19 protein-coding genes and 3 pseudogenes are annotated in these 26,843 nt (G+C 42.3%); 9 read left to right on the forward strand and 13 right to left on the reverse strand.

The genetic code is table 11. The features are described 5' to 3' along the window. Nucleotide 1 precedes the first annotated feature (1 nt). From cynS to EYR97_RS12230, 7 genes and pseudogenes are all read right to left on the reverse strand, one after another. Nucleotides 2-451 carry a cyanase gene (gene cynS, locus EYR97_RS12200; RefSeq protein WP_131094082.1) on the reverse strand — a complete coding sequence of 150 codons (450 nt, stop codon included), beginning with the start codon at nt 449-451 and terminating at the stop codon, nt 2-4. A gap of 16 nt (nt 452-467) precedes the next feature. Then, complete coding sequence (locus tag EYR97_RS12205) at nt 468-2,267, reverse strand: bifunctional protein-serine/threonine kinase/phosphatase (RefSeq protein WP_131094224.1); 1,800 nt, start codon at nt 2,265-2,267, stop codon at nt 468-470. 132 nt (nt 2,268-2,399) lie between these two features. Then, nucleotides 2,400-3,248, reverse strand: coding sequence for a formate/nitrite transporter family protein (locus EYR97_RS12210; RefSeq protein ID WP_131094083.1), 849 nt, complete (start codon nt 3,246-3,248; stop codon nt 2,400-2,402). Between the two features lie 342 nt (nt 3,249-3,590). Further along, nucleotides 3,591-4,469, reverse strand: a complete 879-nt coding sequence (locus tag EYR97_RS22705; RefSeq protein WP_404840968.1) for a transglutaminase family protein — start codon at nt 4,467-4,469, stop codon at nt 3,591-3,593. 183 nt (nt 4,470-4,652) lie between these two features. Further along, a pseudogene (locus EYR97_RS22710) lies at nt 4,653-5,626 on the reverse strand (DUF3488 domain-containing protein); the annotation flags it as partial. A gap of 2 nt (nt 5,627-5,628) precedes the next feature. Next, a complete protein-coding gene (locus EYR97_RS12225; RefSeq protein WP_131094086.1) occupies nt 5,629-6,732 on the reverse strand; it encodes a DUF58 domain-containing protein in 1,104 nt (367 codons plus the stop codon). Nucleotides 6,733-6,734: 2 nt separating this feature from the next. Beyond that, nucleotides 6,735-7,685 carry a MoxR family ATPase gene (locus tag EYR97_RS12230; protein ID WP_131094087.1) on the reverse strand — a complete coding sequence of 317 codons (951 nt, stop codon included), beginning with the start codon at nt 7,683-7,685 and terminating at the stop codon, nt 6,735-6,737. 501 nt (nt 7,686-8,186) lie between these two features. Between EYR97_RS12230 and EYR97_RS12235 the strand changes: the two genes are divergently transcribed. From EYR97_RS12235 to EYR97_RS22610, 8 genes are all read left to right on the forward strand, one after another. Next, complete coding sequence (locus EYR97_RS12235; protein WP_131094088.1) at nt 8,187-8,939, forward strand: SeqA protein; 753 nt, start codon at nt 8,187-8,189, stop codon at nt 8,937-8,939. Between the two features lie 28 nt (nt 8,940-8,967). Further along, entirely contained in the window at nt 8,968-10,620 is a 1,653-nt protein-coding gene (gene pgm, locus EYR97_RS12240; protein ID WP_131094089.1) for a phosphoglucomutase (alpha-D-glucose-1,6-bisphosphate-dependent), read from the forward strand. Nucleotides 10,621-10,837: 217 nt separating this feature from the next. Then, entirely contained in the window at nt 10,838-13,315 is a 2,478-nt protein-coding gene (locus tag EYR97_RS12245) for a glycogen/starch/alpha-glucan phosphorylase (RefSeq protein ID WP_131094090.1), read from the forward strand. A gap of 285 nt (nt 13,316-13,600) precedes the next feature. Continuing rightward, nucleotides 13,601-14,914, forward strand: coding sequence for a bifunctional diguanylate cyclase/phosphodiesterase (locus EYR97_RS12250; protein WP_131094091.1), 1,314 nt, complete (start codon nt 13,601-13,603; stop codon nt 14,912-14,914). A gap of 154 nt (nt 14,915-15,068) precedes the next feature. Beyond that, a complete protein-coding gene (gene astE, locus EYR97_RS12255; RefSeq protein WP_131094092.1) occupies nt 15,069-16,100 on the forward strand; it encodes a succinylglutamate desuccinylase in 1,032 nt (343 codons plus the stop codon). Beyond that, nucleotides 16,093-16,506 carry an HIT domain-containing protein gene (locus EYR97_RS12260; RefSeq protein WP_131094093.1) on the forward strand — a complete coding sequence of 138 codons (414 nt, stop codon included), beginning with the start codon at nt 16,093-16,095 and terminating at the stop codon, nt 16,504-16,506. The genes astE and EYR97_RS12260 overlap by 8 nt, the downstream gene beginning before the upstream one ends. Before the next feature lie 51 nt (nt 16,507-16,557). Beyond that, nucleotides 16,558-16,884 (forward strand): heavy metal-binding domain-containing protein, encoded by a 327-nt coding sequence (locus EYR97_RS12265; protein ID WP_131094094.1) that lies wholly within the window; start codon nt 16,558-16,560, stop codon nt 16,882-16,884. A 159-nt stretch (nt 16,885-17,043) separates the two neighbouring features. Next, a complete protein-coding gene (locus EYR97_RS22610; RefSeq protein WP_131094095.1) occupies nt 17,044-18,348 on the forward strand; it encodes a PAS domain-containing methyl-accepting chemotaxis protein in 1,305 nt (434 codons plus the stop codon). Nucleotides 18,349-18,437: 89 nt separating this feature from the next. Here the strand turns inward: EYR97_RS22610 and EYR97_RS12275 are convergent, their stop codons facing one another. Together EYR97_RS12275 and EYR97_RS12280 are read right to left on the reverse strand one after the other, a co-directional pair. Next, nucleotides 18,438-20,393 (reverse strand): methyl-accepting chemotaxis protein, encoded by a 1,956-nt coding sequence (locus EYR97_RS12275; protein WP_131094096.1) that lies wholly within the window; start codon nt 20,391-20,393, stop codon nt 18,438-18,440. 252 nt (nt 20,394-20,645) lie between these two features. Continuing rightward, the gene (locus EYR97_RS12280; protein ID WP_131094097.1) at nt 20,646-22,805 is read right to left on the reverse strand and encodes a winged helix-turn-helix domain-containing protein; all 2,160 of its coding nucleotides are present in this window, start codon (nt 22,803-22,805) and stop codon (nt 20,646-20,648) included. Between the two features lie 198 nt (nt 22,806-23,003). On the opposite strand from EYR97_RS12280, the gene EYR97_RS12285 reads away from it, so the two are divergent. Further along, nucleotides 23,004-24,509 (forward strand): ankyrin repeat domain-containing protein, encoded by a 1,506-nt coding sequence (locus EYR97_RS12285; RefSeq protein ID WP_131094098.1) that lies wholly within the window; start codon nt 23,004-23,006, stop codon nt 24,507-24,509. A 10-nt stretch (nt 24,510-24,519) separates the two neighbouring features. On the opposite strand, the pseudogene EYR97_RS22385 reads toward EYR97_RS12285, so the two are convergent. The 4 genes and pseudogenes from EYR97_RS22385 to EYR97_RS12305 form a co-directional block, all read right to left on the reverse strand. Beyond that, nucleotides 24,520-24,597 (reverse strand): annotated as a pseudogene (locus EYR97_RS22385) (DUF2897 family protein); the annotation flags it as partial. Between the two features lie 52 nt (nt 24,598-24,649). After that, nucleotides 24,650-25,333, reverse strand: coding sequence for a M15 family metallopeptidase (locus tag EYR97_RS12295; RefSeq protein WP_131094100.1), 684 nt, complete (start codon nt 25,331-25,333; stop codon nt 24,650-24,652). Between the two features lie 20 nt (nt 25,334-25,353). Further along, the gene (gene dapE, locus EYR97_RS12300) at nt 25,354-26,490 is read right to left on the reverse strand and encodes a succinyl-diaminopimelate desuccinylase (RefSeq protein WP_131094101.1); all 1,137 of its coding nucleotides are present in this window, start codon (nt 26,488-26,490) and stop codon (nt 25,354-25,356) included. After that, nucleotides 26,484-26,832 (reverse strand): annotated as a pseudogene (locus EYR97_RS12305) (ArsC family reductase). The gene dapE and the pseudogene EYR97_RS12305 overlap by 7 nt, the downstream one beginning before the upstream one ends. Nucleotides 26,833-26,843: the final 11 nt, after the last annotated feature.

Raw genomic sequence — 26,843 nt, forward strand, 5'->3', positions numbered from 1 at the left:
ATTAGTACATCTTATAAGGTAAGAATTTACCGGACATTACAACACTAACACGGTCTCCATTAGGGTTGTTCTCGCGCTGTAGGTCCATTGAAAAGTCGATGGCACTCATAATGCCATCGCCGAATTCTTCATGGATTAATTCTTTAAGTGTCGTTCCGTACACACTGACTAGTTCATACCATCTGTAAATTAATGGATCTGTTGGTACTTCAGTGGGAAGCGATCCTTTGTAAGGTGTTATTTGTAGCCACGCAACAGCTTCATCAGACAGGTCAAGTAATTTACCCACGGCAGTTGCTTGCTCTTTAGTCATTGTCATTTGACCAAGACAAGCTGCCGTACTCCATTCTTTTGACTGTCCAATAACTTCTGCTATTTGACGCCATTTAATACCTTTAAGCACTTTTGCAGATTGAATCATTTCAGTAACTTGTGTTCTTGAGGTAATCATAGATTTTCCTTTTCAATTAATTGTAGAGTACCAGTGTCACCAAATTGGTGAACACGAGTAGAAGAACCAACGCTTTATAGACGACAAGAGGATGGCGTTGGATAAGTGGAACATGAGAATTGTGCTGACTGGGATTGGGGTAGCGCAGTGCAAACGTAAATTCAGATAACGAAGAAAAGCGCTTTGTCGGGTTTATATGTAGTGCGCGACGAAGCGTATTATCTGCCCATAGGGGAATAGAGAGCGTAGTATTTATCGCACTTTTATACTTTAGTTTGTTCTGTGCGGAAACGGTTTGGCAATGAGCCATTTTAGTGCCATACGGGTAGCGACCACATAATAGAAAATAAGCGAGTACAGCCAAGGAAAATTGATCGGATTGTGGGGTTCCAATTTCGCCTAAGAAGTACTCTGGTGCACTATATAACGCAGTACCTGGAATGGGGTTTTCGCAGTAAAGATATGGTGCATCGATAAGCGCAGCGGCGCCCAAGTCAATAATTGTACAGTGCCCTTCACTATTAACCATAATATTGTCTGGGCGTAAATCTTGGTGAATGAGCCCCTGTCGATGCATAGCCTGTAGACCCGTTGCCACTTGCTCAATAATAATTCTCACCTGTTCGAGGGAAGGGCGAGGATTGTCTAGTATCCATTGCGACAGGGTTTGACCTTCAAAATACTGATAAAGGCTATATTCACTCGATGGTAGCAAAGCCGCGCTGTGGTTTCGCAAATATTCGCTTTTAATAACGTGAGGTGAATGTATACGACGCGTCAAAAAGGATTCAATGCTAAACTGTTTTTTTAATGCTTCGGTTTGCACAAATTCCGTTGCAGGAACTTTTAGTACAACAGAAGTTTTCTTAGTATCTTGTTCGTAAGTATTTCTATTACTACTCGCGAGAAAAACGTGGCTGCGCGCAGACGTATATAATTGGCGTTTAATGGTTAATCCATCAATTGTGTCCCCCACACGCAGTTCTGGTTTCTCAATCTTGGCATACGTTTCTTGGCTTAATTGTAAAGTGTCATTTTTGATGCCAGTGATGCCGGAAATAGTAATAAGTATGAGGGTTAAGTTGTCATTACTGCCATTGTCGATTGCTCGTTGTACTGCTTCTTCAGCCACATTTTCTGCTAACGATTTTGAATTTATAATGTTCTTGAGCGTTTCACACATATCAATGTGTTCATAAACACCGTCTGTACAAATAGCAAATGCGCAATCTGCTGAAATGGGGTATTCAGCAACTTCTATTTCGACTTGGGCACTAATACCAAGCGCATTTGACAGATAAGAATGCGCTGATGATTCTCTACTTACTTCACGATGTACATTTGTAAGAGTATTAACATCACTACCGATTGCCTGTTTTATTTCGCCATCACCAATGTGAAAAACGTGCACTGTTTGGCTAGTTAAAATGAGTACGGAAAACGTACATACGTAGCCTTTTTCAGGAGTATAACAAAATGCGCTATTTTGATTTTTAGTGTAGAGCAGCGCATTTATTTCTTTGATAATTGTTGTTGCAGTTTCCGCGATAGACCATTGTTCAGGTGCAAGTTTGAATAGCTTTAAAAATTGAGATGTTGCATAGTCGCTCGCCCATTGGCTAACCGTACTACTACTAACGCCATCAGCAATAGCGAATAGGTGAATAGGTCTTTTGCTTTGGGAGCTTTTGCCCCGAGAAGCTTGCTTAGAAGGTTCTTCATCTGTAATAAAGCACTCACAGATATACGCATCTTGATTGATAGGTTTGGTGCCTTTTGAACTAAAAGCATTACACGAGATAACAGGGGTTTGCATCACATCTCACAATCTTTAATGACACCTAGGTCAATCACACCTTGTGCATGCGAGGCCAAGCACAAGGTGTCATCGGTTTTGTATAAAGCTAACAGTGATAGTTCTACTTGGTTCACTTTCCTTTCTATCGCGTTAGATAGGAAGTGTTTCAGCTGCAGCAGCTTTATTAACGGGAATTTTGCGCTTAGGTAAGGTTTTCACGTGGGTTGTGTATAGTGTTAAACCTGTAAAGGCCAGACCACCTACCAAGTTGCCCAATGCAGTTGGGATCTCATTCCAAATGAAGTAGTCCATTACTGAGAACTCTCCACCCATTATAAGACCGAAAGGGAACAAGAACATATTTACTACTGAATGTTCAAATCCCATAAAGAAAAACAGCATAATAGGCATCCACATGGCCAGTACTTTACCGCTAACGTGAGTAGAAATCATTGCACCAACTACACCTAGTGACACCATCCAGTTACACAGCATGCCGCGAATGAAAATAGTAAACCAGCCAGCAACACCATGCTCTGCATACCCGAGTGTTCTTGCTTCACCAATACCAGCAACTTTAGTTGCAATAGCACCGCCATCCACGTTGTAACCCATGGTAAAAATGAATGACATCATAAAGGCTACCGTTAGAGCACCTGCAAAATTACCCAAGAAAACTAAGCCCCAATTGCGTAATATTTGTTTCGGTGTAACACCTGGGCGGTTTGCTAACCAAGCCAAAGGCGTTAAAACAAATACCCCGGTCAGTAGATCAAATCCCATCAGGTATAGCATGCAAAAGCCCACAGGAAAGAGTATGGCACCTATAAGAAATACGCCCGTTTGAACCGCAATTGTGATGGCAAAAACTGCGGCCAACGCGAGTATTGCACCAGCCATAAAAGCGCGAATGAGCGTGTCTCGTGTCGACATGTAGATTTTTGCTTCACCGGCATCTACCATTTTGGTTGCAAATTCTGCAGGAAGAAGGTAAGCCATTGTTTCACCTCATATAAATAATGTTAGTAAGGAGTCATAACTTTTCAAAGATCAAAAAAAAGCGTCCGCAACACTCTCGTTAGAAAATGCTGGGGACGCCTTTGTCCTGAACCTTAAATTGTCGATAATTACTCTATTTACAAAATACGCATCGTTTTTTTGATTCAGCTGCGCATTTGTAATATACGCAATGCCAAAAGAGTGCCAAATAGATAGAGTGCATAATTATGATGTGAAAAATTTATTATTTAACAATGTGATACGAGTCTGTGCTTTCGAAATATAGGTATGTGCTCAATGTGTCGCTACAGTTCTTATTGCACCAACTTCGATAGTTGTGCACTAATTTAGTGAGTGTTTTAAGGTCTTGTATTGCACTTTCATGTTCTCATTTGCCACTGTTTCATCAATTGCACCTTGATAAACCACTTTCATGTAGTAAGTGTTTAGCTCGTTGATAATAGTGCGCGTTTCATTATTCAAATGCGGTGCGATTTGTTGTGTGTACGCAAGTGGACTTTGGTTATTTCTTTTTATTCCCGTTTTTTGTTCGAGCAGCTTCAACGTTTTCAAATAGTAACGGTGATATTGCGGTTGATTCGAAGTATGCTTAAAAGGGAAGAAATACAGCAGTAGAATAAAGCCAACAAGTAAAAACGCGCTTAAAAATGCGACGGTTATTTTTGTGGTGTTTAAATCCCCTAAAAGCTCTTCAAATATATCCCGCTGGCTATTGGCATCGAAACCCAGTACCCATTTGCTCCATGAATAGTCCAAATGCCTTAGCCACGTTTGTAATTCAGTTATGAGACCGGATTGTGTAAAGTCTCTTAAAAAGCCTTGCTCTCGGGTTTCGCCAAAATCTAGAAGAGCTTGCTCCAGTCCTCGTGTAATGCGACTAGGTGCCGCCATGCTGGTGGGGTCGTAGCGAACCCACTTGTTATCAATTAGTACTTCTACCCAAGCATGTGCATCGTACTGTCTTATTTGCAGGACGTTGTCCTCTAACGACTCTCCTCCATGGTAGCCCGCGACTAGCCTTGCTGGAATATCTGCCGCGCGCAAGGCAAATGCCATGGCACCGGCATAGTGTGCGCAAAAGCCCGCTTGCTCATCAAATAAAAACGTATCTACTGGATTTGAAGGCATTGGGTTAGGTGACAGCGTATAGCGAAAGGACTGAGAGGCAAAATAACCCATAATGGCCTCGGCGATACGCATAGGGTCTTGATAATGTACTTTTAGTTCATTTGCCCATTTTTGTGTTTCCGGATTTGAATTGCGTGCAACGGAAAGGTTCAGCTGCTTTTCAAATTCGCCAGTACTATTTGGCACGGTTAAATTAGGTAAATAGTGCAGATGAAATTGCTTTTTGCTGGTGATAGCAGACTCTGCTTGCAATGTATGGTCATGGCGTTGTCTCACAAAAGTCGTATTCTTGCTGTTGTCGGGTGTCGACAAAGTTAAGCCAAACAACCATGTTTGGTGAGTGGGCTCAACAATCATTTCATATGCAATAGCACTTATTTCATCTGTTGAGGACAACTGCAGTGATTTTGGGGTTTTACCAAGGTTTTCAAGTTGACGTTCGGCCAGCTTGCGTTTGTCATCAATAGCCCATGTTTTTCCATCAAAGTTCTCCATGACCATCGCGCGCCAATAACGCCGTGCCATAACCGGTACGTCTTCCTTATTTTGGAACGTCGCGGTGAAAGCAAGTTCTGACGATTGGGCTAAAGAAGCAATGTCACCTGGTGTCACGGTTTCCGCTAATCCCGTTTTTGATGATTTTGAGGTGGGCATTTGCCAAAGAGGGGGAAGCTGAGGTAAAACTAAAAAAGTAAAAACGCTATGGGTAACCCTTGTAGCACGATCAACATCACAAACTTTAGATGTCGGTGAAATGAAATTTGTGGTCCGTGATAGGCTGCTGTCGCTAATAAAAGTAGGACTAGAACCCCCGTATAGCCAAACCATGCGAAAATACTTAACGCAGAGATAAAACCACACCCAATTAAAAACAGACACGTGCAAATAAGTAGGTGAAAGTCCCGTTTTTTATTCAGTTGTATTAGCTTCAACGCACAGGCAATAGCTAAAAGGTTGAGCATACTGTCTAGTAGTCCGATAGATAGGCCAAACCAAGACAGTGCAAAAATGGACAAAACGGCAAGTAAGTTTACCGTACGCGTTTTGGGAATACTGTCAGGTTGCCTAACGGCGACTAACCTTGCCACGCACGAACATAAACCCAGTAGTAAAACCCAAAGCATCAAGGATTCACTCAGCGTCAGTAGCAAAATGCTATACGCTAGGCTCAATAATAGAATGGGTGAAGAGCCTTTATGATGAATGAAGTTCGTGATCACATCTTTCATTTTTATGACCTTTGCTTTTTATTCACTGCATCACGTTGAATGTTAAACGCTGAATAATGACTCACCTTGGGTGAGGGTGAGGGTGAAGGTGAGCTTTCTAAACAGGCGAGTGCATGTAAACATGCTTTACTGTGCTCTTTGCCCGAACTCGGAGCTATGTCAATTGAGCGGAACTTTAGCCCGAAAACCGCATTCTCTTCGCTGAGCAATAAAATATGATATGTGAGCACCGAGATAGCCCTTTCAATATCGATAGTATCGTTGACCGATAAAGTAGTGATGTCGCTCTGCGGCGAAGCGAATTGTTTTATAACCCAGTTTCCATTTTTGGCCACTTGCTTCCATGCTACACGATTTAGCGGTTGACCAATGTGATAATCGGTTAGTGCATAAAAATCCGATGCATTAGAAAATTGCAAAGAAGCTGCCGACTCTTCTTCATCGTTTCCAGCCAGCGCATAATTGACATCCCCTTCAATAGGCTGAGGGTAGACAATAACCTTTGAATCAAAATCCAAATGGGTCCAACACTTAAAAAGGCCCAATGGAAAGTCACAGGCCAAAGTAACCCGGGGTAAACGGTGAAGCCCTCGTGTTTCGTAGGATAAAGGAATGCAAAGTGTCTGGCTGCCAGTATTATCAAGCAAAAAGGTGGTAGTCTTGTGGTTGAGTTCTACTACAACGGGGTGTGTGCGTGGTAGCGTCAGCCATGACACCAATAACTGTCCATTAACGTATTTGTTTTTGTGTTGTCGGTGAGGCGTGACTTGCAGTACTAACTGGCCTGTCTGGTGACAATGAAAGGGGTCAACGGTAAGTGCTTTAAGTGCAAGGTATGAAAAGTTTTGATGGGTATAAAAAAGGGCCAACAACATAATACTTAGCAGCAGATAGCAAAGCAGTAGCATTAAGTTGTTCTGATAGTTTGTTCCCAGCAAAAACAAACTAATGGCCATTATAATAAATGCCCAGCCAAATCCGGTAGGCAGAATAAAAATGCTATTCAGGCTCATTTGTTGTCTAGCACTTGCTGGTATTCTTTTATCGAGCCAACGGTGCCAACGTTGTTTGTACCAGTCTTGTGCTGAAGACTTAAATAAGCGCATAGTTATGCCGCAAGAGGGTCGACACTTTCAAGCAATTTTATGCTCAACATTTCGCCGGCTAACGAACTGCTTTGCATATTATTTTGTCGCTGATGCGCACTTGACGCTGTTAGTCGATGGGAGGTTATTGCCACAAAGACAGCTTGTACATCGTCTGGGGTAACGAAATCTCTACCAGCGATAAAAGCCCACGCTCTCGCACCTTGAAGTAGTGCACGGCTCGCCCGTGGAGACAAAGGGTTTGGATACTCACTGTTTTCCCTGCTTTCACTGACCAAGCGCAATATGTAATGGATAACTGCTTCGCCAGCATGTACCTTTGTGATTTGGCTTTGCATTTCTAGTAGCTGTGATTCGCTGATAATTTGCATGAGTGTCTCGCTGGTGTTTTTCTGTAATAGCATGGCTTTTTCAGCCTCCCACGCCGGATACCCCAACGATATCTTCATGAAGAAGCGGTCGAGTTGAGACTCAGGTAAAGGGTACGTACCTGACTGATTGCTCGGGTTTTGTGTGGCAATAACAAAAAACGGAGAGGGCAGGGAATGAGTGACACCGTCAATACTTACTTGACGTTCCTCCATTGCTTCAAGTAAAGCGCTTTGCGTTTTTGGACTGGCGCGGTTTAATTCATCGGCCAACACCACTTGGCTGAAGATAGGGCCATGTCGAAAACTAAACTGCTTTTCGTTGTCAGTCTCGTGGCTGTGAAAAATATTAACGCCTAACATGTCCGAAGGTAGCAGGTCTGAGGTAAACTGAATGCGAGAATAATGCAGTCCAAAAACCTGCGAAAGTGCATGGGACAGGGTGGTTTTACCCATACCAGGCAAATCTTCAATTAGTAAATGTCCGTTGGCCAATAAGCAAGCGATTGCAAGCTGTAACTGGTGTTCTTTACCAATTATTCTTTCGCCAAGTGCTTGCTTAATAGCAATAATGTCAGAGCGCATAATAAAGTCACTTTCGTATTTGAGGTGTGTCGCTATTCATACATATAGCGCAAAATTTTAGTTTTGTTGTTAGAGCGTGTTGACCTTTACGGTACACTTTTTGTTCATTCCAAGCGAGTTTCATGCAACGAGCGAGTTACGTGGTTTGGTTATTCCAAATTAGCAACGAGAAAAGCAGCATGAGGCTCGCTTGGATGAACCTTTCAGACAGCAATTGTTTAGCATATATCCTGCGTCTGCGCACACTTATGTAGATGGCTACACGACGTGTGCACTTCCTTGTCTGAATGCAAACTCTTTGCTGCAAAAACGTACCGTAAAGGTCAACGCGCTCTAGTACATACTACCAAGACGCAGTGATGGCTTTCTTTTGTACTTCCATACAAAGGTATCAGCCCCAATTACCGATGGATTTTATCTAAACATGTAAACAACAAAGATTAAGTGCTGCGCAGTGCTGCTTGGTTGTCTATAATGGAGGCTCTTAAAAAGGAAGTAGTTATGAAAAGCATTGAAATAGATGACGATTTATATGCCTTCATCGCCAGTCAGACTAAGCATATTGGTGAGAGTGCATCACAAATTTTAAGACGCTTGCTGTTACCTGAAGACGGTGTTGCGTCGAATACTGAGTTGAGCGCTACATTGGCACTAAAAACTGAAGAAAAAAATGCCACTGTAGAAACATCGGCGAGCGATAACGCTGAAGTTAACTCAGTTGACGAAATATCTGCTGCTAGTACGTCAGAAAAAACGGTTACCGCTGCAAAAAAAGGTAGAGCTACGGTTAAATCGCCAAGTAAAGTTGTTGCCAAGACAGTCGCAGCCCCTTCAAAAGCAGTAACGTCTAGTAGTAAAACTGCTGCATCAGTAAAAAGCGAACCTTTAGAATTGCACAGTAGGCAAGATATTCTCGATGTGGTTACACATAATGCGCTTAAAGCATTCACAAAACGTGTTGATCAATTCTTGTTTGTTTTGAGTGCAGCGCACAAACTCAATGCAGATAATTTTACCAATGTAGAAAACATCAAAGGTAAAAACCGTACTTATTTTGCTACTAGCAAAGCCGCGTTGCTAGAAAATGGCAGCAGTACCAACCCGAAAGCGATACCAGAAAGCCCGTTTTGGGTGGTTACTAATAATAATACGGCGAAAAAAACCAACATGCTGGAACAGGTCTTGCGTCAATTAGGTTATCAGCCTGAGGTTGTTGAAGCCGTAGTTTCCCGTTTTTCTTCCGAAGGTAAATAAATAACACGTTCACAATAAGGACTTTTTCATGGCATTACATCCGCAAGCCGGCCAGCATGCAGCAAAAGAGCAATTGATAAACGTCGCTCAATTGGTTAGTCAGTATTACAGCTTTAAGCCAAATAGCAGTAAGCCAGCAGAGGCTGTCGCATTTGGTACATCGGGCCATCGAGGTACCGCCTCTAATGTTACTTTTACTGACACGCATATTAGTGCAATTTGCCAAGCTTTAGTGGAGTATCGTCAACAAGAGGGGATCACTGGGCCACTTTATGTCGGTAAAGACACCCATGCTTTGTCTGAACCTGCCATGGTTACCGCCATTGAAGTACTGTGCGCAAATGATGTTGATGTGGTAATTCAACGCAGTGACAACGAAAGTATGGGGTATACGCCCACGCCGGTTATTTCGCGTACTATTATTCGCCACAACCGCTCTAATAGTGATGTAAAGGCGGACGGTATTGTTATAACGCCGTCACATAACCCGCCTTCTGACGGTGGGTTTAAATACAATCCGCCTCATGGTGGTCCGGCCGATAGCGACGTTACTAAGCAAATACAAGACAGAGCAAATGCTTTGATTGCCAATGGCAATAAAGATGTAAAGCGTATTGATATCCGCCAAGCAACGCAAAACGAACTTGTTCGCGAAGAAGACTTCATGGAACCTTATATTGATGACCTTGCCAAGGTGATTGATATGCAAGCCATTGCAAAAGCGAAACTAAAGCTGGGTACTGACCCACTTGGTGGCGCTGGTGTGGGTTATTGGTCTGTTATTGCTAAAAAATATGGCTTAGATATTACGGTAGTAAACGATGCAGTAGACCCTCAATTTGGGTTCATGCGTCGTGACAAAGACGGCAAACTGCGTATGGATTGCTCATCTGCCTATGCCATGGCGGGCCTTATTGAATTAAAAGATAATTTCGACCTTGCATGGGGGAATGACCCAGACTTTGACCGTCATGGTATCGTTTGTAAAAGTGCAGGCTTGATGAACCCCAATCATTATCTTGCGGTAGCGATTAACTACTTATATACCCATCGTCCAGCATGGCCTTCAACGTTGAAAATAGGTAAAACCCTTGTTTCAAGTAGCATGATTGACCGAGTGGCAAAAAGTTTAGATAAGCCACTTGCTGAAATGCCAGTAGGCTTTAAATGGTTCGTAGAAGGACTATCTACAAGTACCATTGGTTTTGCTGGTGAAGAAAGTGCGGGTGGTATTTTCTTAGAGCGCGATGGCAGCACGTGGGCTACCGATAAGGACGGTTTTATACTATGCCTTTTAGCCGCTGAAATTCTAGCAGTTACCGGTAAAGACCCAGGTGAGCACTATCAAGCGTTAACGGAAAAGTTCGATGCACCTGTTTATAACCGTGTAGATGTGGCTGCTAGCTTAGAGCAAAAGCAAAAATTGTCTGCAATGGATGCGTCTGTGGTTACCAGCGATACGCTTGCTGGAGAGGCAATTACCGCGGTGCAAACTCATGCTCCTGGTAACAACGCTGCCATTGGCGGTTTAAAAGTGTCTACTGAAAATGGCTGGTTTGCTGCACGCCCATCGGGCACCGAGCAAATTTATAAAATCTATGCAGAAAGCTTTAAAGGTGAAAGTCATTTACAAGAATTGATTTCTGAAGCTGAAGAGCTAGTAAGTAAAATCATCGCCTAATGCCTAAAAAATAACCTTGTTTAAAATTTAATTGTAAATCTAATGTTAAAAATCGCATGATTGCATACGAATTCATGCGATTTTTTGTAATTTTAACAAAAAATTTACAACATAATCGTTTAAGTGCTGCTATATTGCTGTCATATTCTTAGTTTATTCTGTAATTAAATTACGTTTTCTGGTGCCCGAGCACCGCTTATTAAGAGTGAGACGCACAATGAACGCTAAAGCGACCAAGACGCAACCCTCTCCAACGATAGATAAGACAGCTTTTAAAGCTGCCGTGATCAAACATCTTCATTGCACCTTAGGTACTGACGAAAATAAAGCAAACAACCACGCGTGGTGGAAAGCCACATGCGCAGCTATTCAAGAACAAGTTCTAGAAGGGCTTCGCAAAACCCAAAAGAGCCATTATTTAAATGATACTCGAGCAGTACATTACTTCTCTGCTGAGTTCTTGATGGGCCGTTTGCTGTCGAATAACCTGCAAAACTTCGGTTTGTTTGATGTAGCCAGCAGCGCATTGAAAGAATTAGGCGTTGAAATTTCAGATATCCTAGAAGAAGAGCCTGACATGGCATTAGGTAATGGTGGCCTAGGTCGCCTTGCTGCGTGTTTCATCGACTCTTTAGCGACAATGGAGCTTCCTGCCATTGGTTATGGTATTCACTATGAGCACGGTTTATTTCGTCAGGAAATTAAAAGTGGTGCTCAAATTGAGCGACCGGATAGCTGGCGTGATTATGGTAACCCTTGGGAAATTTGCCGCCCAGAATCAATTCAAGAAGTATCTTTATACGGTTATGTGGAAACCAAGTACGGTGAAAATGGACGTGTACTCAAAGAATGGCATCCTGGCTCTATTGTAAAAGGGGTTCCATGGGACATCCCAGTAGTAGGTTATGAAGGTAAAACGGTAAACGTTTTGCGTTTATGGCAGTCTGAAGCGTCTGACTACTTTAATTGGGATGTGTTCAACGCTGGTGGTTATTTAGATGCCCAACGTGAAAACGTACAGGCGGAAACCATTTCTAAAGTGCTATATCCAAACGATGAAACTGAGGCGGGTAAAGAATTACGCCTTATTCAGCAATACTTTTTCTGTTCTTGTTCTTTGAAAGACATCATCCGTCGCTACAAACGTGCACATGGTGATGATTGGAGCCGTTTTGCAGATCAGGTTGTTATTCAGCTTAACGATACTCACCCTGCTATTGCAGTACCTGAATTAATGCGCATTCTCGTCGATCGCGCCGAATTAGGTTGGGATGAGGCGTGGGCAATCAGTACAAAAGTGTTTGCATATACCAACCATACACTACTTCCTGAAGCCTTAGAAAAGTGGCCTGCGCGTATGATTGAAAAAATCTTGCCTCGTCATTTGGAAATTATTTACGAAATCAACCATCGTTTCATGGCAGAGGTCGATAAAAAGTGGCCGAATAACAATGCGATGAAAGCAAAGCTTTCTATCATTGAAGAAGGTAACGAGAAAATGGTTCGTATGGGCCACTTATCAGTTATTGGTTCATTTGCAGTCAACGGTGTGGCAGAAATGCACTCTCGTTTGGTGAAGTCTTCGCTTTTCCCTGAATTCGATGAGCTGTATCCAGGTAAATTGACCAACGTAACAAATGGTATTACACCGCGTCGTTGGTTAAAAGCGTGTAATCCTGCGCTTTCTAAGCTTATTGATAAGAAAATTGGTGAAGATTGGCCAAGAGATCTCGACAAGCTTCAAGGCTTAGCGAAATTTGCTTCTAACAAAACATTCCAAAAGCAATTCATGAAAGTGAAGCTTGAGAATAAAGAGTTATTAGCTGAAGAAATTCGCAAATCTCTTGATTTAGAAGTGGATGTAAATGCCATTTTTGATGTGCAAATAAAACGTCTTCACGAGTACAAGCGTCAACACCTCGCGCTTTTGCACATAATGGCATTGTATCGCCGTATTTTGGAAAATCCTGCTTATGACATGCACCCTCGCGTATTTGTATTTGGCGCTAAGGCTGCACCGGGATATAAATTGGCGAAAGATATTATCTACGCAATTAACAAGGTTGCCGATAAAATCAACAACGACCCACGTGTAAACAACAAGATTAAAGTAGCATTCTTGCCTAACTACCGCGTGTCTTTAGCTGAGAAAATGATCCCAGCTGCCGATGTGTCAGAGCAGATTAGCACTGCGGGTAAAGAAGCATCTGGTACTGGTAACATGAAACTTGCACTCAATGGTGCGATTACCATTGGTACATTGGATGGTGCAAATGTTGAGATTGCTGAAGAAGTGGGCGATGACAACATCTTTATTTTCGGTCTTACTGTAGAAGAAGTAAACGCGCTTAAAGCAAGTGGTTATAACCCATACGATTACTACTATAAAGATGCAGAAATAAAAGCGGTACTAGATTGGTTAGAAACCGACTACTTCACACCGGGCAAACCAGGTGCGTTGGTGTCGATTAAACAAAGCTTGTTGGATAACGGCGACCCATACATGGTATTGGCTGATTTCCGTGCATATTCTGACGCTCAAATTGCTGTCGATGCTGCGTATAGAGACAAAGATCGCTGGGCTGAAATGGCAATTATTAACACTGCGAAAATGGGTAAGTTTACCTCTGATCGTTCTATTCGTGATTATGTTGAGCGAGTATGGAAGCTTCAACCTTGTAAGATTGAAAGCTAAACACGCAACATAATGGTAAAAGCCCGGTTGTGAAATCACGCCGGGCTTTTTGTTTAGTTATGAATATTAAATGATCTTATTTTATTAGGTTAATCTTATATTTTTGGTGCATTGTCGGTAAATGCCTTGATTTACACGATGCTCAGTGTATTCTTTGCAAAACATTATGACATAATTAAGTATGTAAGCTAATACGCTAGTTTTGTTGCGCACTTATCAGTAGCGTGGTTTTATAGTAGTAGTTGTTTTTAGTACCGACGGGCGTTTTCGCTCAAGGAAAACATCATGAGCCAAGTTCACACATCACTGGCAACCATTCCCAATCGTTATGCGTTTATTGATAGCGTGTCCAAAGAAGCAGCGCTGAATCAGTCGCTTTCACTTATGCTTGTTGATGTAGTTAGATTTTCAGATGTCACCACAAGCCTGGGCATTCATATCGGTGATCGTTTCTTATTAGAAATTGCCAACCGTATTCAGCTTCTATTCGGTAAAAATGTCTTACTAGGACGTATTAGTGGTGATGTTTTCGGCATTGTATTTCCAAACGAGAGCAACGAGCACTTTTTGCGTAAGATGTTCGAGCGGTTGGTGGAGCATTTTAAAACGCCAATGCATTATGAGGACACAGCATTCATTGCAGATTTTAATGTGGGAGTTGTGTGTAGCAGTAATAGTAATCAGGAATTTGATTTAACCATGTTTGTGTCTAGTGCAGAGACTGCACTCAAACAAGCAAAAGAAAATAAATATGAAAATTACTTTGCGCTTTCTACCATAAACAAAACAAATACCGGTCGTAGCCTTGCATTAAAAGCAGACCTTAAGCGAGCGTTGGCAAACAATGAACTTGAGCTTTATTATCAACCCAAAGTGGATTTGAATACCCTGAAGGTGGTAGGGGCCGAATGTCTATTACGTTGGCATCATCCCCTTGATGGTATGCTTTTTCCAGGCCCGCTAATTGAAGCTGCCGAATCCTATAATATGATGAATGAGCTTGGGTATTGGACGCTTGAGCAAGCATTTAGAACTCTCGCTGAGTTCGAAGCATTGCGTCTGCCATTGTCACTCTCTGTTAATATTTCTCCAACGCAACTTTACGACAATCACCTCGTTCCCACACTTAGAACCCTTAGTCAGTCTTATTCCATTGCGTTGTCGCGTATTGAGCTGGAACTAACGGAAGATGTGGCGCTCTCCAACTCGTTAATGGTTAAAAAGCAGTTGGGCCAATTGCGGGATTTAGGAGTGTCAATTTCTGTTGACGATTTTGGTAAAGGGTATTCAAATCTTGCCTATATTCGAGACCTTAATTTAGATGCATTAAAAATTGATAAAGCATTTGTAATGGAACTAGAGGCTGATCCCATTAACCGTGCAATTATTGAAGCAACAAAGGTTATTGGTGATGCCAAAGGGTGTGTTGTTGTCGCCGAAGGCATTGAAACCATTGAACAACTGCATATTTTAAGAGAAGTTGGTGTTACACGTGGTCAAGGATATTTGTTTTCTCGCGCAGTACCATTATCAGACTTTATAGAACTATCACAGCAAGAAATTATAGTGGGTAACTCTCCTTTACGAGTTAACGCTTGATTGTGCTTTGCTGTGTCAATTACATGAAATACCAAGTAACCCTTGTGTGTTAAAGAAATTCTGACATTTCAAAAGATCTAATTTACCAAGAGCGGGTGATTTTGTTTATCGCTCTCGTTACACTATTGCCATTCTTCATTTTCTTGGTAATGACATGCAAGAACTCATCGATAACGGACAATTTCTAGAATTATCACGCCGTTCTCCCTCTTTTTTTGAAAGCCCATTAACATTCACACTAAATAATGGAACCGTGGTTGAAGTTAGTGCACCGGGTATCATACGTTTTTTTCCGCAATCCACTGTATCTGAGAAGAAGCAAATTGTGCTGTCATGTGGTGTGCATGGCAATGAAACAGCACCCATTGAGATTTGTGATGAACTTGTCCAGCGCATTTTGACAGGTGAATTGACCCTATCCCACAATGTACTGTTTCTTTTTGGAAACTTACCTGCGATGGACATTGCGGAGCGGTTTGTGGAAGAAAATATGAACCGTTTGTTTAGCGGGGCGCATTCTGAAGGGCAGGGGCTTATAAATATTGAGCGAAAGCGCGCTAAACAATTAGAAGAAGCTGTTGCTGATTTTTTTGAACAAAATGACGGTATGCGATTTCATTATGATTTACACACCGCTATTCGCGCCTCTAAAAACGAAAAGTTTGCGGTATATCCTTATTTACATGAGCGCAAGCACAGCAAAGGGCAGTTGGCATTTTTAGCTGCTTGTGGCGTGAAAACTATATTGCTTTCAGAAAGTGCCACCACGACGTTCAGTTACTTTTCTTCTTACTACCACAATGCCCATGCCTTTACGGTTGAACTGGGTAAAGTACGTCCGTTTGGTGAAAATGATATGAGCCGATTTGAAGATGCTAAACAAGCAATTACTCAATTGATTTGTGAAGAAAAATTCGCACCAGAGGTTGACATAGCCACACTTGATATCTATCGGGTAAATCAAGTGATTAATAAACATCATGAAGACTTTGCGCTTCATTTTGAAGACGATACACCTAACTTTATGGATTTTCCGAAAGGTGAAGTTCTGGCATCTGAGTCGGGTAAACAGTACGTAGCCGAGTACGATGGCGAAGCAATTGTGTTTCCTAACGCGAATGTTGCCATTGGTCAGCGTGCTCTTTTAACCGTGGTCCCAACCAAATTGGAAGACCTTGATGTTTGAATTAGATAGCCGTTTACACGATGATACATATTTTGTATGCGACCTTGCATTGTGTCGTGTATTGTTAATGAACGATAGCCAATTTCCTTGGCTCATTTTGGTACCAAGGAAAAACGATCTAGCCGAAATAGTTGATTTAGCTGATGAAGAACAAATTGCGTTGCTAAGAGAGTCGGCACACGTTTCTCGTGTAATGCAGACACTTTTTGCTCCGCATAAATTGAATGTTGGCGCGCTTGGCAACGTGGTTCGACAGCTTCATGTTCACCATATTGCCCGCTTTGAAGATGACATTGCATGGCCAAAACCAGTTTGGGGGAATCAGCCCACTAAAGCTTATGATGAACGCGATGCGATGCAACGTTTAGCGTTGTTAAAAGAGGCGCTAAAAGACCACAGTATTTAAGCGATTGTTTATATTGGTGTTACGCATTATTTCCATTAAAAGGAGTTATTTATGATTGTTTCTACTACCCCCACATTAGAAGGTCACAAAATAGAAGCCTATTACGGCATTGTTGTTGGTGAAGCAGTAATGGGCGCAAACGTATTTAAAGACCTGTTCGCGTCAATTCGAGATATTGTTGGTGGACGTTCAGGCTCTTATGAAGAAGAACTTACTACGGCCCGAAAGTTAGCATTTTCTGAACTTGAACACGAAGCCCGTGGCATGGGGGCAAATGCCGTAGTGGGTATAGATCTTGATTATCAAGTTATCGGTGACAAAGGCAGCATGCTAATGGTAAGTATTAGTGGCACAGCAGTAAAGGTTACACCACTTTAACGTTCATATCATGTGTCATATATCTTTAAATCAACCTTATACTCGTTTTTCTGCCGGGTATATCAAAGCGGGCTAAGCCCGCTTTCTTACTTTTAGCTCAAGTTAAAATAATCATCTATACTTCTTCAATACTTTTTAGAACAGTAAAAGAGATCAGCGATGATTGTTACCCTTTCCCATCACAATGCAGAGTTGCGCAAAGTGCAGGCTATTGCTGATGCTAGTCGGCATTTGCTTGAGAGTATAAAAGCGTCTGTTGCGACCATCCAATTTACGCCAACTGGCGATATTATCGAAGCAAACGCGCTGTTTTGTGAACTTATGGGCTGTACACCACAAGATATTGCTGGTAAGCATCACAGGGTGTTTTGTTTGAAACAATATGCGGATTCGCAAGAGTATTCGCATTTTTGGAAGCAGCTTAGAGATGGTCACTCGCAAAGTAATACGTTTGAGCGAATTAAGCCGGATGGCCAGACAGTATGGCTTGAAGCGACCTATATACCTATCAAAGACAGTGTCGGTTCGGTGACCTCTGTACTGAAGATTGCCTGTGACGTTACGCAAAGAATGGAAGAGGTCGCGTATGGTAAGGCTGTTACCGAATCGCTAGATAAGTCGACTGCTGTAATCGAGTTCACACCCGATGGCGTCATACGCAAAGCTAACGATAATTTTTTACATGCTATGGGATACTCGTTAGAGCAAATCCAAGATAAGCATCATTCAATGTTTTGCACCCAAGAGTTTTTAGCTGACAATAGCAATTTTTGGCGACGATTAGGACAAGGTGAACATCAATCTGGTTTGTTTGAACGACGCACTGCGAGTGGTGATCCCATATGGTTAGAGGCAACCTATAATCCAATAATAGGGCCCGAGGGCACAGTGATAAAGGTTATTAAGTTTGCAACTAATGTTACCGAACAAGTGAAAGAAAAAATGCTTGTTACGCAGGCGGCTGAATTGGCCTTTTCTACTGCAGAAGAAACTACACAGATTGCTGATAAAGGCAATGAGATGCTTAAAAAATCGGTTAGTTCATCTGATGCCGCACGTCAACAAGTAGACAAAACGAATGCAATTATGTCAAAGCTCATAGAGCAATCAGGTAATATTGAGGCGATTGTCTCTACTATTCGAGCTATTGCCGAGCAAACTAACTTGCTCGCACTTAACGCAGCTATTGAAGCGGCAAGAGCAGGCGATCAGGGGCGCGGTTTCGCCGTTGTCGCCGATGAAGTAAGGCAACTTGCAAGTCGAACTAGCGAGTCAACGGTAGAAATAGAGTCGGTGGTAAGTGAAAATAAATTGTTGTCAGGTCAAGCATCGGACCAAATGCAAAATGTTCGTTTGAATGTAGAGCAAACTAACGAACAGATAACGCAAGTCCAAGGAGTTATGGATGAAATATATCGCGGTGCTGAAAATGTTTCTGTTTCTGTTTCATCTTTGTTGAAATAACGAATTTACTGACGTTGTAAACTAAAAAGGGAAAGCCTTGTGGCTTTCCCTTCTTGTATTGGCTGTGCACGAATGAAAATCAGTTGTTTCTATACCTTAAATTGACCTACCAGTTCATTAAGGTTTTTCGATAAAGACAGCAAATTATCCGCGTTACTTGAAAGTCCTTTTGAAGCATGACTGACATCAGTAGTTGATGTCTGCATACCGGATATTGTACGACTGATTTCTTCTGAAACTTGATATTGCTCTTCTGCTGCACTGGCAATTTGAGTGATTTGATTCATTATTTGCTGTACTAGCTCACCTATCTGCTCGAAAGTTGCTCGTGCTTGGTTAGACTGATCCGTAGCCTGTTCAGACTGATCTAAGCCTGTGGCCATTTTATTAGAAACAAATTGCGTCCTCTCGATGAGCTTAGTGAGCATGCCGTCAATCTCTTCGGTTGCACCGTAAGAGCGTTGAGCTAGCGAGCGCACTTCATCGGCAACGACGGCAAATCCACGACCTTGTTCACCGGCACGCGCCGATTCAATAGCTGCGTTAAGTGCAAGTAAGTTGGTCTGCTCGGCAATGCTCCTAATAACGTTTAGGATTTGGTTGATATTATCGCTTTCACTTTCCAACTGTTTGGTTGCTTGAGATGAGTCTTGAGTCAATTGTTTTAATTGCTCAACTTGTGTAACTGTCTCGCGGATCATAGACAGGCCGCTGTGGCTTGCTTTATCCGTTTGCTCAGTGGCTTCTTGCGTGGAAATACAGTTTCGCGCTACTTCTTGTGCAGCGGCGGCCATTTCATTAGTGGCAGTGGCTGCTTGTTCAATTGAGCGCTCTTGCTTATCACTGGCCTGTTGTAGAGACGACGCCATGTTAGTGAAATTATTTGATGCGGAATATAAGTGCTCAGATTGCTGCTTGATTTCAGTGATCAAATCGCGAATTGAATCTAAAAAGGCATTAAAGTAATTCGCAAGGTCACTTACTTCATCTTTGCCACGTACTTCTAAGCGCTGAGTGAGGTCGCCTCTGCCTTCCGAAATAGCCCGTAAACTTCGGCTAATTCGGTGGATTGGAGCAACAATGCGATTGGCCATCACAATGCCTAAAACACTGCAAAGAATAATCATGACTATCAGTACAACCATCATTGTCGATACGATACTCCATGCTGGAGCTTCAATATCTGAGCTTTCAATAACCCCTACAAACTGCCAATTCAGCGCAGGTGAACGATAGGTGGTTACTGTTAGTTCACCGTCATCACCATCAACAGTGAAGTGGCTGTCACGTTCAGTTTTTAACGCTTTATAAAGTGGGTTACCACTGAGCTCGTTAATATTTTTGAAGTTATTTGCTTTGTTGCGCGGGTCGGCAAGAACCACACCGTTTTGGTCGACTAAAATAACGTAACCCGTTTCACCCAACTTAACCCCGTTTACCAATTTTGTCAGCGTATCTAAGGTTACATCAATAGATTGCACGCCAATTGTACTCCCTCTTGAGCCCTCAATAGTCGTGGCAATAGATATCATCGGGCCACCTGAAATACCTTGATAAGGCGAGGTTATAATCGCATTTCCAGATGCATTTTTGGCTTGTTGATACCAAGGTCTTTTGCGCGGGTCGTAGTTATCCATAGTTTCAGGAGGATACTGAATAAATCCCCCTGTTTCCGTGCCCATATAAACGTTAAGCAGGTTAGGGTGCTTGTCTCTAAACTGGCCGTGAAACTTAAAGATTTCGCTCTCAATGACACCGTTTTGCAGGGGAACCATATCTGCCCTTCTACCGATGTAACTGGTAATATCGGTATTTGCCGCCGCTAACAAACGCTCATCGCTGGCCATATAGCGAACATGCTCTTTCATTCCTTCAAAGAACAACTCGAAGGCATTGTCAATTTGGTGGATTTCTTGTGTAGCACTATTAATAAAATAATCACGTGACTGAGTAAACGTCTGCACCGTTGTTGTTACAACCAATACAATAATTGGTACGGTAACGGCGACGAGGAAAGCGGTGATGAGTTTACTGCGGATATTCATAGACGCGTCTCTTCTTGTTATTAGGTCTGATGGATGTTATATCCAGTATTAACGAGTTTTTATATCATCGGCAATGGTGTTTGTTATCTGTCTACTAACCTCATCGGCAGAAAGTGAAATATTTCAACCGTTTTACAATAAAAATTTAAAACAAAGATCCTAAATTCAAAGGAGGTTAAGTGATAGACGGTGCTTGAAAGGGTTTTAACGTACTAGCGAATGCGCACCAGAAGACGAGGTTTGTCTGCTACACTATTGCCGAGTTATCTGTTTTATGGCGGCAATATCCATTTCTGTCTCTAGCCTTCTAAACAGCACTGTGCCCTCATCTTGGCTAACGTCGATGAGCAGTTGATTGCTTGGAACAGTCATTACTTGAGTGGCACTTTTTGCCGACAAATCGTAATGCCACAACTGATGCTCACCTTGGTTTCTTACCTGAAAGAACATTCCACTTTCACTATTTACCGACATATCGATATTGTCTGCGTCTGTGTCCCACAGTAATGCAAGGTTCCCTTTGGGGGTAACTAGGAAAAGCTTATTATTTTGAATAACGACAATATCTTTGTTTCCAATGGCATGGGCCGCCTGCTCAGGCTTAATCGGAAAAATAGTGCTTAACCTCTGGGTTTGCGGGGAAAATCGACCAATCCATACATTGTCGTTTTGTTTGAAGGTAACAAGTAGGGTTTGGCTATCTTCATGCCAGCTAAGTAGATGGGTGATATTTGCTTCTATATGAAAGTCTTCTGTGTTGCCAGACTGTGTATCAATTCGTTTGAGTTTTTCACCAACTGCGACAAAAAGCGATGTTTCTGATTGCCATAAAGGGGCGCTCAATGGCATTGAACTACTGTCAGACGATATAAGCTCCCTTTCTTTACTCCCGCTGGTGATAAATAGTTGTCGAGTATTTGGCCTCTGTGATACGTAGGCTACTTGCTTGCCAAGGGGAGAAAGACGTGCGCTATGATCAATTTGTGTGGAATTAACCACATCTAAAGGTGTCAGTAAGGGCTCGGTTTTATCTAATGGGTAACTAACTATATCAGCATCGCGAGTTACTAAACTAAATACAATTTGATTCGGACCTGCAAAACTAGCATCTTGGATTTGCGAGAAGCTAGTGTAATTAACTTGAGAGAGTTGACCCTCACTGTCGAGTATACGCATCTGTTGCGTATCGCTAAGCAGCAAAGTTTTGTTGTTCGGATGCCAACTTACCCTAATATGCGAGGCATCAAGTGTAATGCGGTGGGTGAGTTTTTTCTTTTCAATGTCATATTCAAAAATTTTCTGTTGTTGTGAGCGCGTTTCTTCAGCAACTAACGCTAAATGACGCCCATCTTGAGACAAAGCCATATCACGTACGGTAACTGTTTCTTCAAGAGGGGATAAAAATGTCTCTTGCCCTGTTATCAAATCAACCTGAAGAACACGCATATTATATGAATCAGCAGACTGTACCAGAGCATACATAATATGATCATCAGCTATGTTAATGTCGGTAAGATAGATAAAGCCCGTAAGTGCGTGAAGTAATTGAACATCAACTGAGCTATCGCTAATTCTTAACCGCTTTATGAGAAAATGAGCGCTGTCATCAACATAATCCAATTCAGTAAAAATCAATGATTGGTTATTGCCAAGCCATGCAAACGAGAGAATAGGGAGAGGTGACGTATACAGAAGTTGGTGATTCTTACTTTGATTGTCTCGAAGCCATAGCGAAGCATTATCTTCAGACTCTTTTATATATGCTGTATTGCGTAAGTCTGGAGAGAAACGAGGAAAGTATTCGTCCTCTTCAGTTGCAGACAATACTTCCAGTGCAACCTGCTGAAAAGCAGGCAAAGGTTTTTCGTTCCAATAAGCTCTAACTGCAAAATATAAACTAATACCTAAGATACAAATAGCGGTGATTGACTTCCAGTAGTCAACCAAAGGTGAGAGAAACAGAGTGATAACTTGTTTGTTAGGTGATTGTGCTTCGCCAATTTCGGATTTTTCATTGACGCTACGGGGATCGCTTTCTGGCTGATATACATTCGCAACTAAGCTATAACCTCTTTTGGGGTGAGTTTTTATTACGCTTTGCGTTTTTGCGTTGTCGCCGAGTGTTTTGCGTAGAATAGCAATACAACGTTGTATAGAACTTGGACTGTAAATTGATCGTGGCCAAATAGCAGTGAATATGTCTTCTTGGCTCACTAATTTTGTGTGATGGGCTACCAAAAGTAACAATACCTGCATGACTTTTGGTTCTACCAAAACAGCCTGATCTGATGGGGGAACAATACCTCTTTCAGACAATTCATCTGCGCGAGTAATCAAACCTTTTTCCGGTTCAATATAGTAGTCATTTAACCAAAATGGCTTTTTAATATTTATTGTTTTTTGTACTGCCACTATATCTAACTCTTTGATTTTTAATGCCCTAAGGTTTCCTTAAGGAAAACAACATCATTTCTGTATTGTTAATTATCCCGCGTAACTACACGCTTCCACAATACGTTAACACAGTGCGCTACACAGCATGGGATTGCAGCGTTAGCGCGACTGAGTAAAGCGTATTTAATCACAAACACGTTAGTTCAAGGTAATTAAATGAATCTACAGCCAATATTAAATATAATAAAAACAACGCCTTTGGTACTTATTCTAAGCAGCATATCAACAACCTTTGATGCAAACGCCATTGTTATTCGCCATGACAAACCTGACGCCGAATACCAGCAATTAGCAAAGGATCTAACACCTTACGTGGCACATTTAGACAGCTGCGTCGCGACAGTCATAGATGACTACTGGTTAGTAACAGCTGCCCATTGTGTTAATGCAAATGAACATTACCCCGTGAGCATTACACACCTACAAAACGAATACCCTGTTACGCACATCATTGGCCACCCAGATTTTGCTAAAAGCGGCGATTCTGATATTGCGCTTTTACAATTGGCGTGGCCTTTGATTGGCGCAAAGTATGCGCCTTTATACGAAAATAAGGATGAAAAAGGCAAGCAGATTACACTAATAGGAAATGGCACAACGGGTAACGGTTTAACCGGAGATAGCCTAAGAGACGGTGTTTTTCGCGGTGCAACAAATGTTATTTCTATAACAGATGGACATTGGATGTCATTTAAGTTCAATGAACCCGCTGAGGGGACTGAGTTTGAAGGTGTGAGTGGTACAGGCGATAGTGGCGGTCCTGCCTTCATTTTCCAATCAGGCGTTCCATTTTTGGCTGGTGTAAGCTGTTGTCAGGAAGCAGACGTTCAAGGTAGTTACGGTGCCACAGAGCATTACTCGAGAATATCTACGCATATTGAATGGTTACGTGAGCAGCAGAGAGCTCATCAAAAGGTGCCTGTACTCGACAGTGATATATTATATTTGCTGCGCTCGGGGCGACGCGGAGAAGCATTGGAATTAATTGAAAGAGGCAACAATTGGCACATATCAAAGAAGGTTACTGAAGCTATATTAATGCACGCTTTTATTACACACGATTTGGCGTTGCTTGAAGCTATGTTGAATGCCTCTCCAACTTTGATAAATGAAACGATTAATGAATTGCCCTTGATGGATTATGCGTTGAAGCAGGGCAATGGGCGGTTTTTTTCTTATCTTGCAAGAGCAGGAGCAGACTTAACTCACCGTGGATTTCGAGGGCAGCATTATCTGAGCCGTTTAATGTGGCAATATTTTGGTGATGATGTTTCAGCGTTAGCGCAAGTGCTTATTAACGCAGGCGCAGATATTAATGCTCAAGATGAACGAGGGGATTCTGCGCTGCATATGGCCGGTTACTATGGCGATCTTGCACGGGTGAAATTTTTAATAGAACGCGGGGCTGATTTTAACCTAAAAGACCATCAGGGGAATACACTTTTGATGGACGCTCAAAGGCGTGAGCAACAGGATATTGTTGAGTATTTACAGTTGTTAAATATGAAAAAAATTAAACGAATTCCCACGAAAATAGCTTCTACCACTCGTCATCGTCATCAAAGCCCTTGCTCTTTTTTTGAGGGCTTTGTTTTGAAGTCCCATCAGTATGGGTATTTTGCTCTTCGCCGTCTTCAGTTTTCAAAGGCGTGGGGAACTTAAACTTTGCACTGTATTTCAAAAGTGTGATATTGCCAATTACCACACCAAGTACTAAGACGATAATGACAATAACCCAAGTAAAATCCATGATGTTCTCTTAATAGCTAAGCAAGTACCACACATCTAAATGAGGCGGTAATTTAGTCTCGCCCGTTGTTCAGCACATACCTAGTGTACAATAAAGGTAGCTGAGAAAGTATATATGCTTTGCCGTCAATGTCACTTTGTGAAATGGCGTGTGCTAAATCGTCTAAGTTTCTTGCTTTTTCAAAATAGGTTGCGGTTGATTTATGACTAAGATGCCATGGTTCTCTAGCTACTCCGCCCTTGTATTCATCAAAAGGGCGGTAAAAGCCAAAAGTGGCCATATTGCTTTCAAGCCAGCAAGCCAGTGAATAACACGGGCCGTTTTTTTCATACTCTGCGCAAATCAAATTAAATGGTTGCTGCGATTGAGCGACGGCCTGCTTATCGTAAACATCAATATCGGTACCCCAATGATGACGACTACCGCCTGGCAATGCTGACCATGTAAGTATGGCGTGCAGTTTTTCTTCTTGCGTCAGTGCACTGAAGTTGAGAACTTGACCTTCTGCATTAAGTAGCGTGGCGTCACCTCGCCATTTTCGATTGAAAATAGCCATTTGTCGTGAAAAGTCACGGTAACTGCTGACTAATTGTAAGTCTATACCATCGTGAAGCGCCGCATTTTGCATTGCAGTGAAATCAGTTAATACTTCAGGATGTAAAAAATGGCCATGGCCAGCATCAACTAAGTAATCGTTGTGCTGTCCAAGCCATTGTTCTATATCTACTTTGTGCATTGGTGTAATCGCATACTCGCTTAATTCGCGAGTAAGCGTTCAAGAATACCGAAATACATATCGGCGAGTTGCTCTAAGTCAGCCATTTTAACGCACTCATCTATTTTATGGATGGTGGCGTTTACCGGACCAAGCTCAATTACTTGTGCCCCCGTTGGTGCAATAAAACGCCCATCTGATGTACCGCCCGCAGTAGAAAGTACGGTTGGGTTTCCTTTAACGGCTGCTATGGCTCCTTGAGTGGCTTCTAGCAAAGCGCCTGTATCTGTTAGGAACGGTTGACCGTTGAAGGTCCACTTAATCTCGTAGTCAAGCTCATGCTTATCTAAAATAGCAGTGACACGTTCGATAAGTTGTTGATCAGTGACTTCTGTAGAAAAGCGGAAATTAAAACATACGTGGAGTTCGCCAGGAATAACATTACCTGCACCTGTACCACCGTGGATGTTTGAAATTTGAAAACTGGTAGGCGGGAAAAATTCATTGCCGTTATCCCAGTGAGACTTCGCCAATTCATCTAAGGCAGCCATTGCCATATGCACAGGGTTTTTGGCCAAATGAGGGTAGGCAACGTGACCTTGTACGCCTTTAACCACTAAGTCACCGGTTAATGAGCCTCGACGACCATTTTTAACAATATCGCCTACTTCATCGGTTGATGATGGTTCGCCAACCACACACCACGTGATTTTTTCATTACGTGCTTCTAATGTGTCAATGACCCGTGTTGTGCCATTAATAAACGGGCCTTCTTCATCGCTTGTAATAAGGTACGCAATACTGCCTTTGTGATTAGGGTATTTTTGTACAAATTCACGGGTAGCGACTAACATCGCCGCTAAACTGCCTTTCATGTCAGCCGCGCCACGGCCATGAAGGTAGCCATCAACCTCAGTGGCGACAAACGGTGGTGTTTTCCATGCATTCTCAGGCCCGCTAGGTACCACATCCGTATGCCCAGCAAAGCAAAATACAGGCTCAGTTGTACCGCGACGAGACCATAGGTTGGTAGTATCGTCAAACACCATGGTCTCATTGTTAAAACCCAGTGTGCCTAGAAATTCTTTCATTGCATCCTGACATCCCGCATCCTCCGGTGTTACCGAGCGGCGGTTCATTAGATTTTTGGCAATATCGATAACTGAGTCGTTTAACAAAATATTTCCTCGTACTGGGCTGGCTTAAATCCAATGTGATAAGCGTTATTGTGAAATAAAATAGGGCGTTTCACCATAGCAGGGTGAAGTAGCAATAATTTCAACGCTTTCTCTTTATCAATATCATTTTTGTCTTCATCACTTAGTTGACGAAACGTTGTACCGCGTTTATTTAGCATAGCTTCCCAGCCAAGTTCTGCTTCTGCGCTAGCTAAAAAGTCAGCCTCTATGCCGTCTTTGCGATAGTCGTGAAACGCGTAGGTAATGTTATTGTCTGCTAACCACTTTTTTGCGTTTTTTTATGGTGTCACAATTGGGAATACCGTAAAGGAATGTACTCATGAATAATGTCC

It is taken from the genome of Alteromonas sp. KUL42 (assembly GCF_006538325.1).
In the GTDB taxonomy this organism is placed as follows: domain Bacteria; phylum Pseudomonadota; class Gammaproteobacteria; order Enterobacterales; family Alteromonadaceae; genus Alteromonas.

What these genes read in the sequence shown, in the direction of transcription:
- EYR97_RS22610 (WP_131094095.1), top strand. Translation starts at nt 17,044, where the DNA reads ATGATTGTTACCCTTTCCCATCACAATGCAGAGTTGCGCAAAGTGCAG.
- EYR97_RS12230 (WP_131094087.1), bottom strand. Translation starts at nt 7,685, where the DNA reads ATGCGCTCTGACATTATTGCTATTAAGCAAGCACTTGGCGAAAGAATA.
- EYR97_RS12245 (WP_131094090.1), top strand. Translation starts at nt 10,838, where the DNA reads ATGAACGCTAAAGCGACCAAGACGCAACCCTCTCCAACGATAGATAAG.
- EYR97_RS22705 (WP_404840968.1), bottom strand. Translation starts at nt 4,469, where the DNA reads ATGCGTATCGCCGAGGCCATTATGGGTTATTTTGCCTCTCAGTCCTTT.
- EYR97_RS12295 (WP_131094100.1), bottom strand. Translation starts at nt 25,333, where the DNA reads ATGCACAAAGTAGATATAGAACAATGGCTTGGACAGCACAACGATTAC.
- cynS (WP_131094082.1), bottom strand. Translation starts at nt 451, where the DNA reads ATGATTACCTCAAGAACACAAGTTACTGAAATGATTCAATCTGCAAAA.
- pgm (WP_131094089.1), top strand. Translation starts at nt 8,968, where the DNA reads ATGGCATTACATCCGCAAGCCGGCCAGCATGCAGCAAAAGAGCAATTG.
- EYR97_RS12225 (WP_131094086.1), bottom strand. Translation starts at nt 6,732, where the DNA reads ATGCGCTTATTTAAGTCTTCAGCACAAGACTGGTACAAACAACGTTGG.
- EYR97_RS12265 (WP_131094094.1), top strand. Translation starts at nt 16,558, where the DNA reads ATGATTGTTTCTACTACCCCCACATTAGAAGGTCACAAAATAGAAGCC.
- EYR97_RS12205 (WP_131094224.1), bottom strand. Translation starts at nt 2,267, where the DNA reads ATGCAAACCCCTGTTATCTCGTGTAATGCTTTTAGTTCAAAAGGCACC.
- EYR97_RS12285 (WP_131094098.1), top strand. Translation starts at nt 23,004, where the DNA reads ATGAATCTACAGCCAATATTAAATATAATAAAAACAACGCCTTTGGTA.
- EYR97_RS12235 (WP_131094088.1), top strand. Translation starts at nt 8,187, where the DNA reads ATGAAAAGCATTGAAATAGATGACGATTTATATGCCTTCATCGCCAGT.
- EYR97_RS12250 (WP_131094091.1), top strand. Translation starts at nt 13,601, where the DNA reads ATGAGCCAAGTTCACACATCACTGGCAACCATTCCCAATCGTTATGCG.
- EYR97_RS12210 (WP_131094083.1), bottom strand. Translation starts at nt 3,248, where the DNA reads ATGGCTTACCTTCTTCCTGCAGAATTTGCAACCAAAATGGTAGATGCC.
- EYR97_RS12275 (WP_131094096.1), bottom strand. Translation starts at nt 20,393, where the DNA reads ATGAATATCCGCAGTAAACTCATCACCGCTTTCCTCGTCGCCGTTACC.
- EYR97_RS12260 (WP_131094093.1), top strand. Translation starts at nt 16,093, where the DNA reads ATGTTTGAATTAGATAGCCGTTTACACGATGATACATATTTTGTATGC.
- astE (WP_131094092.1), top strand. Translation starts at nt 15,069, where the DNA reads ATGCAAGAACTCATCGATAACGGACAATTTCTAGAATTATCACGCCGT.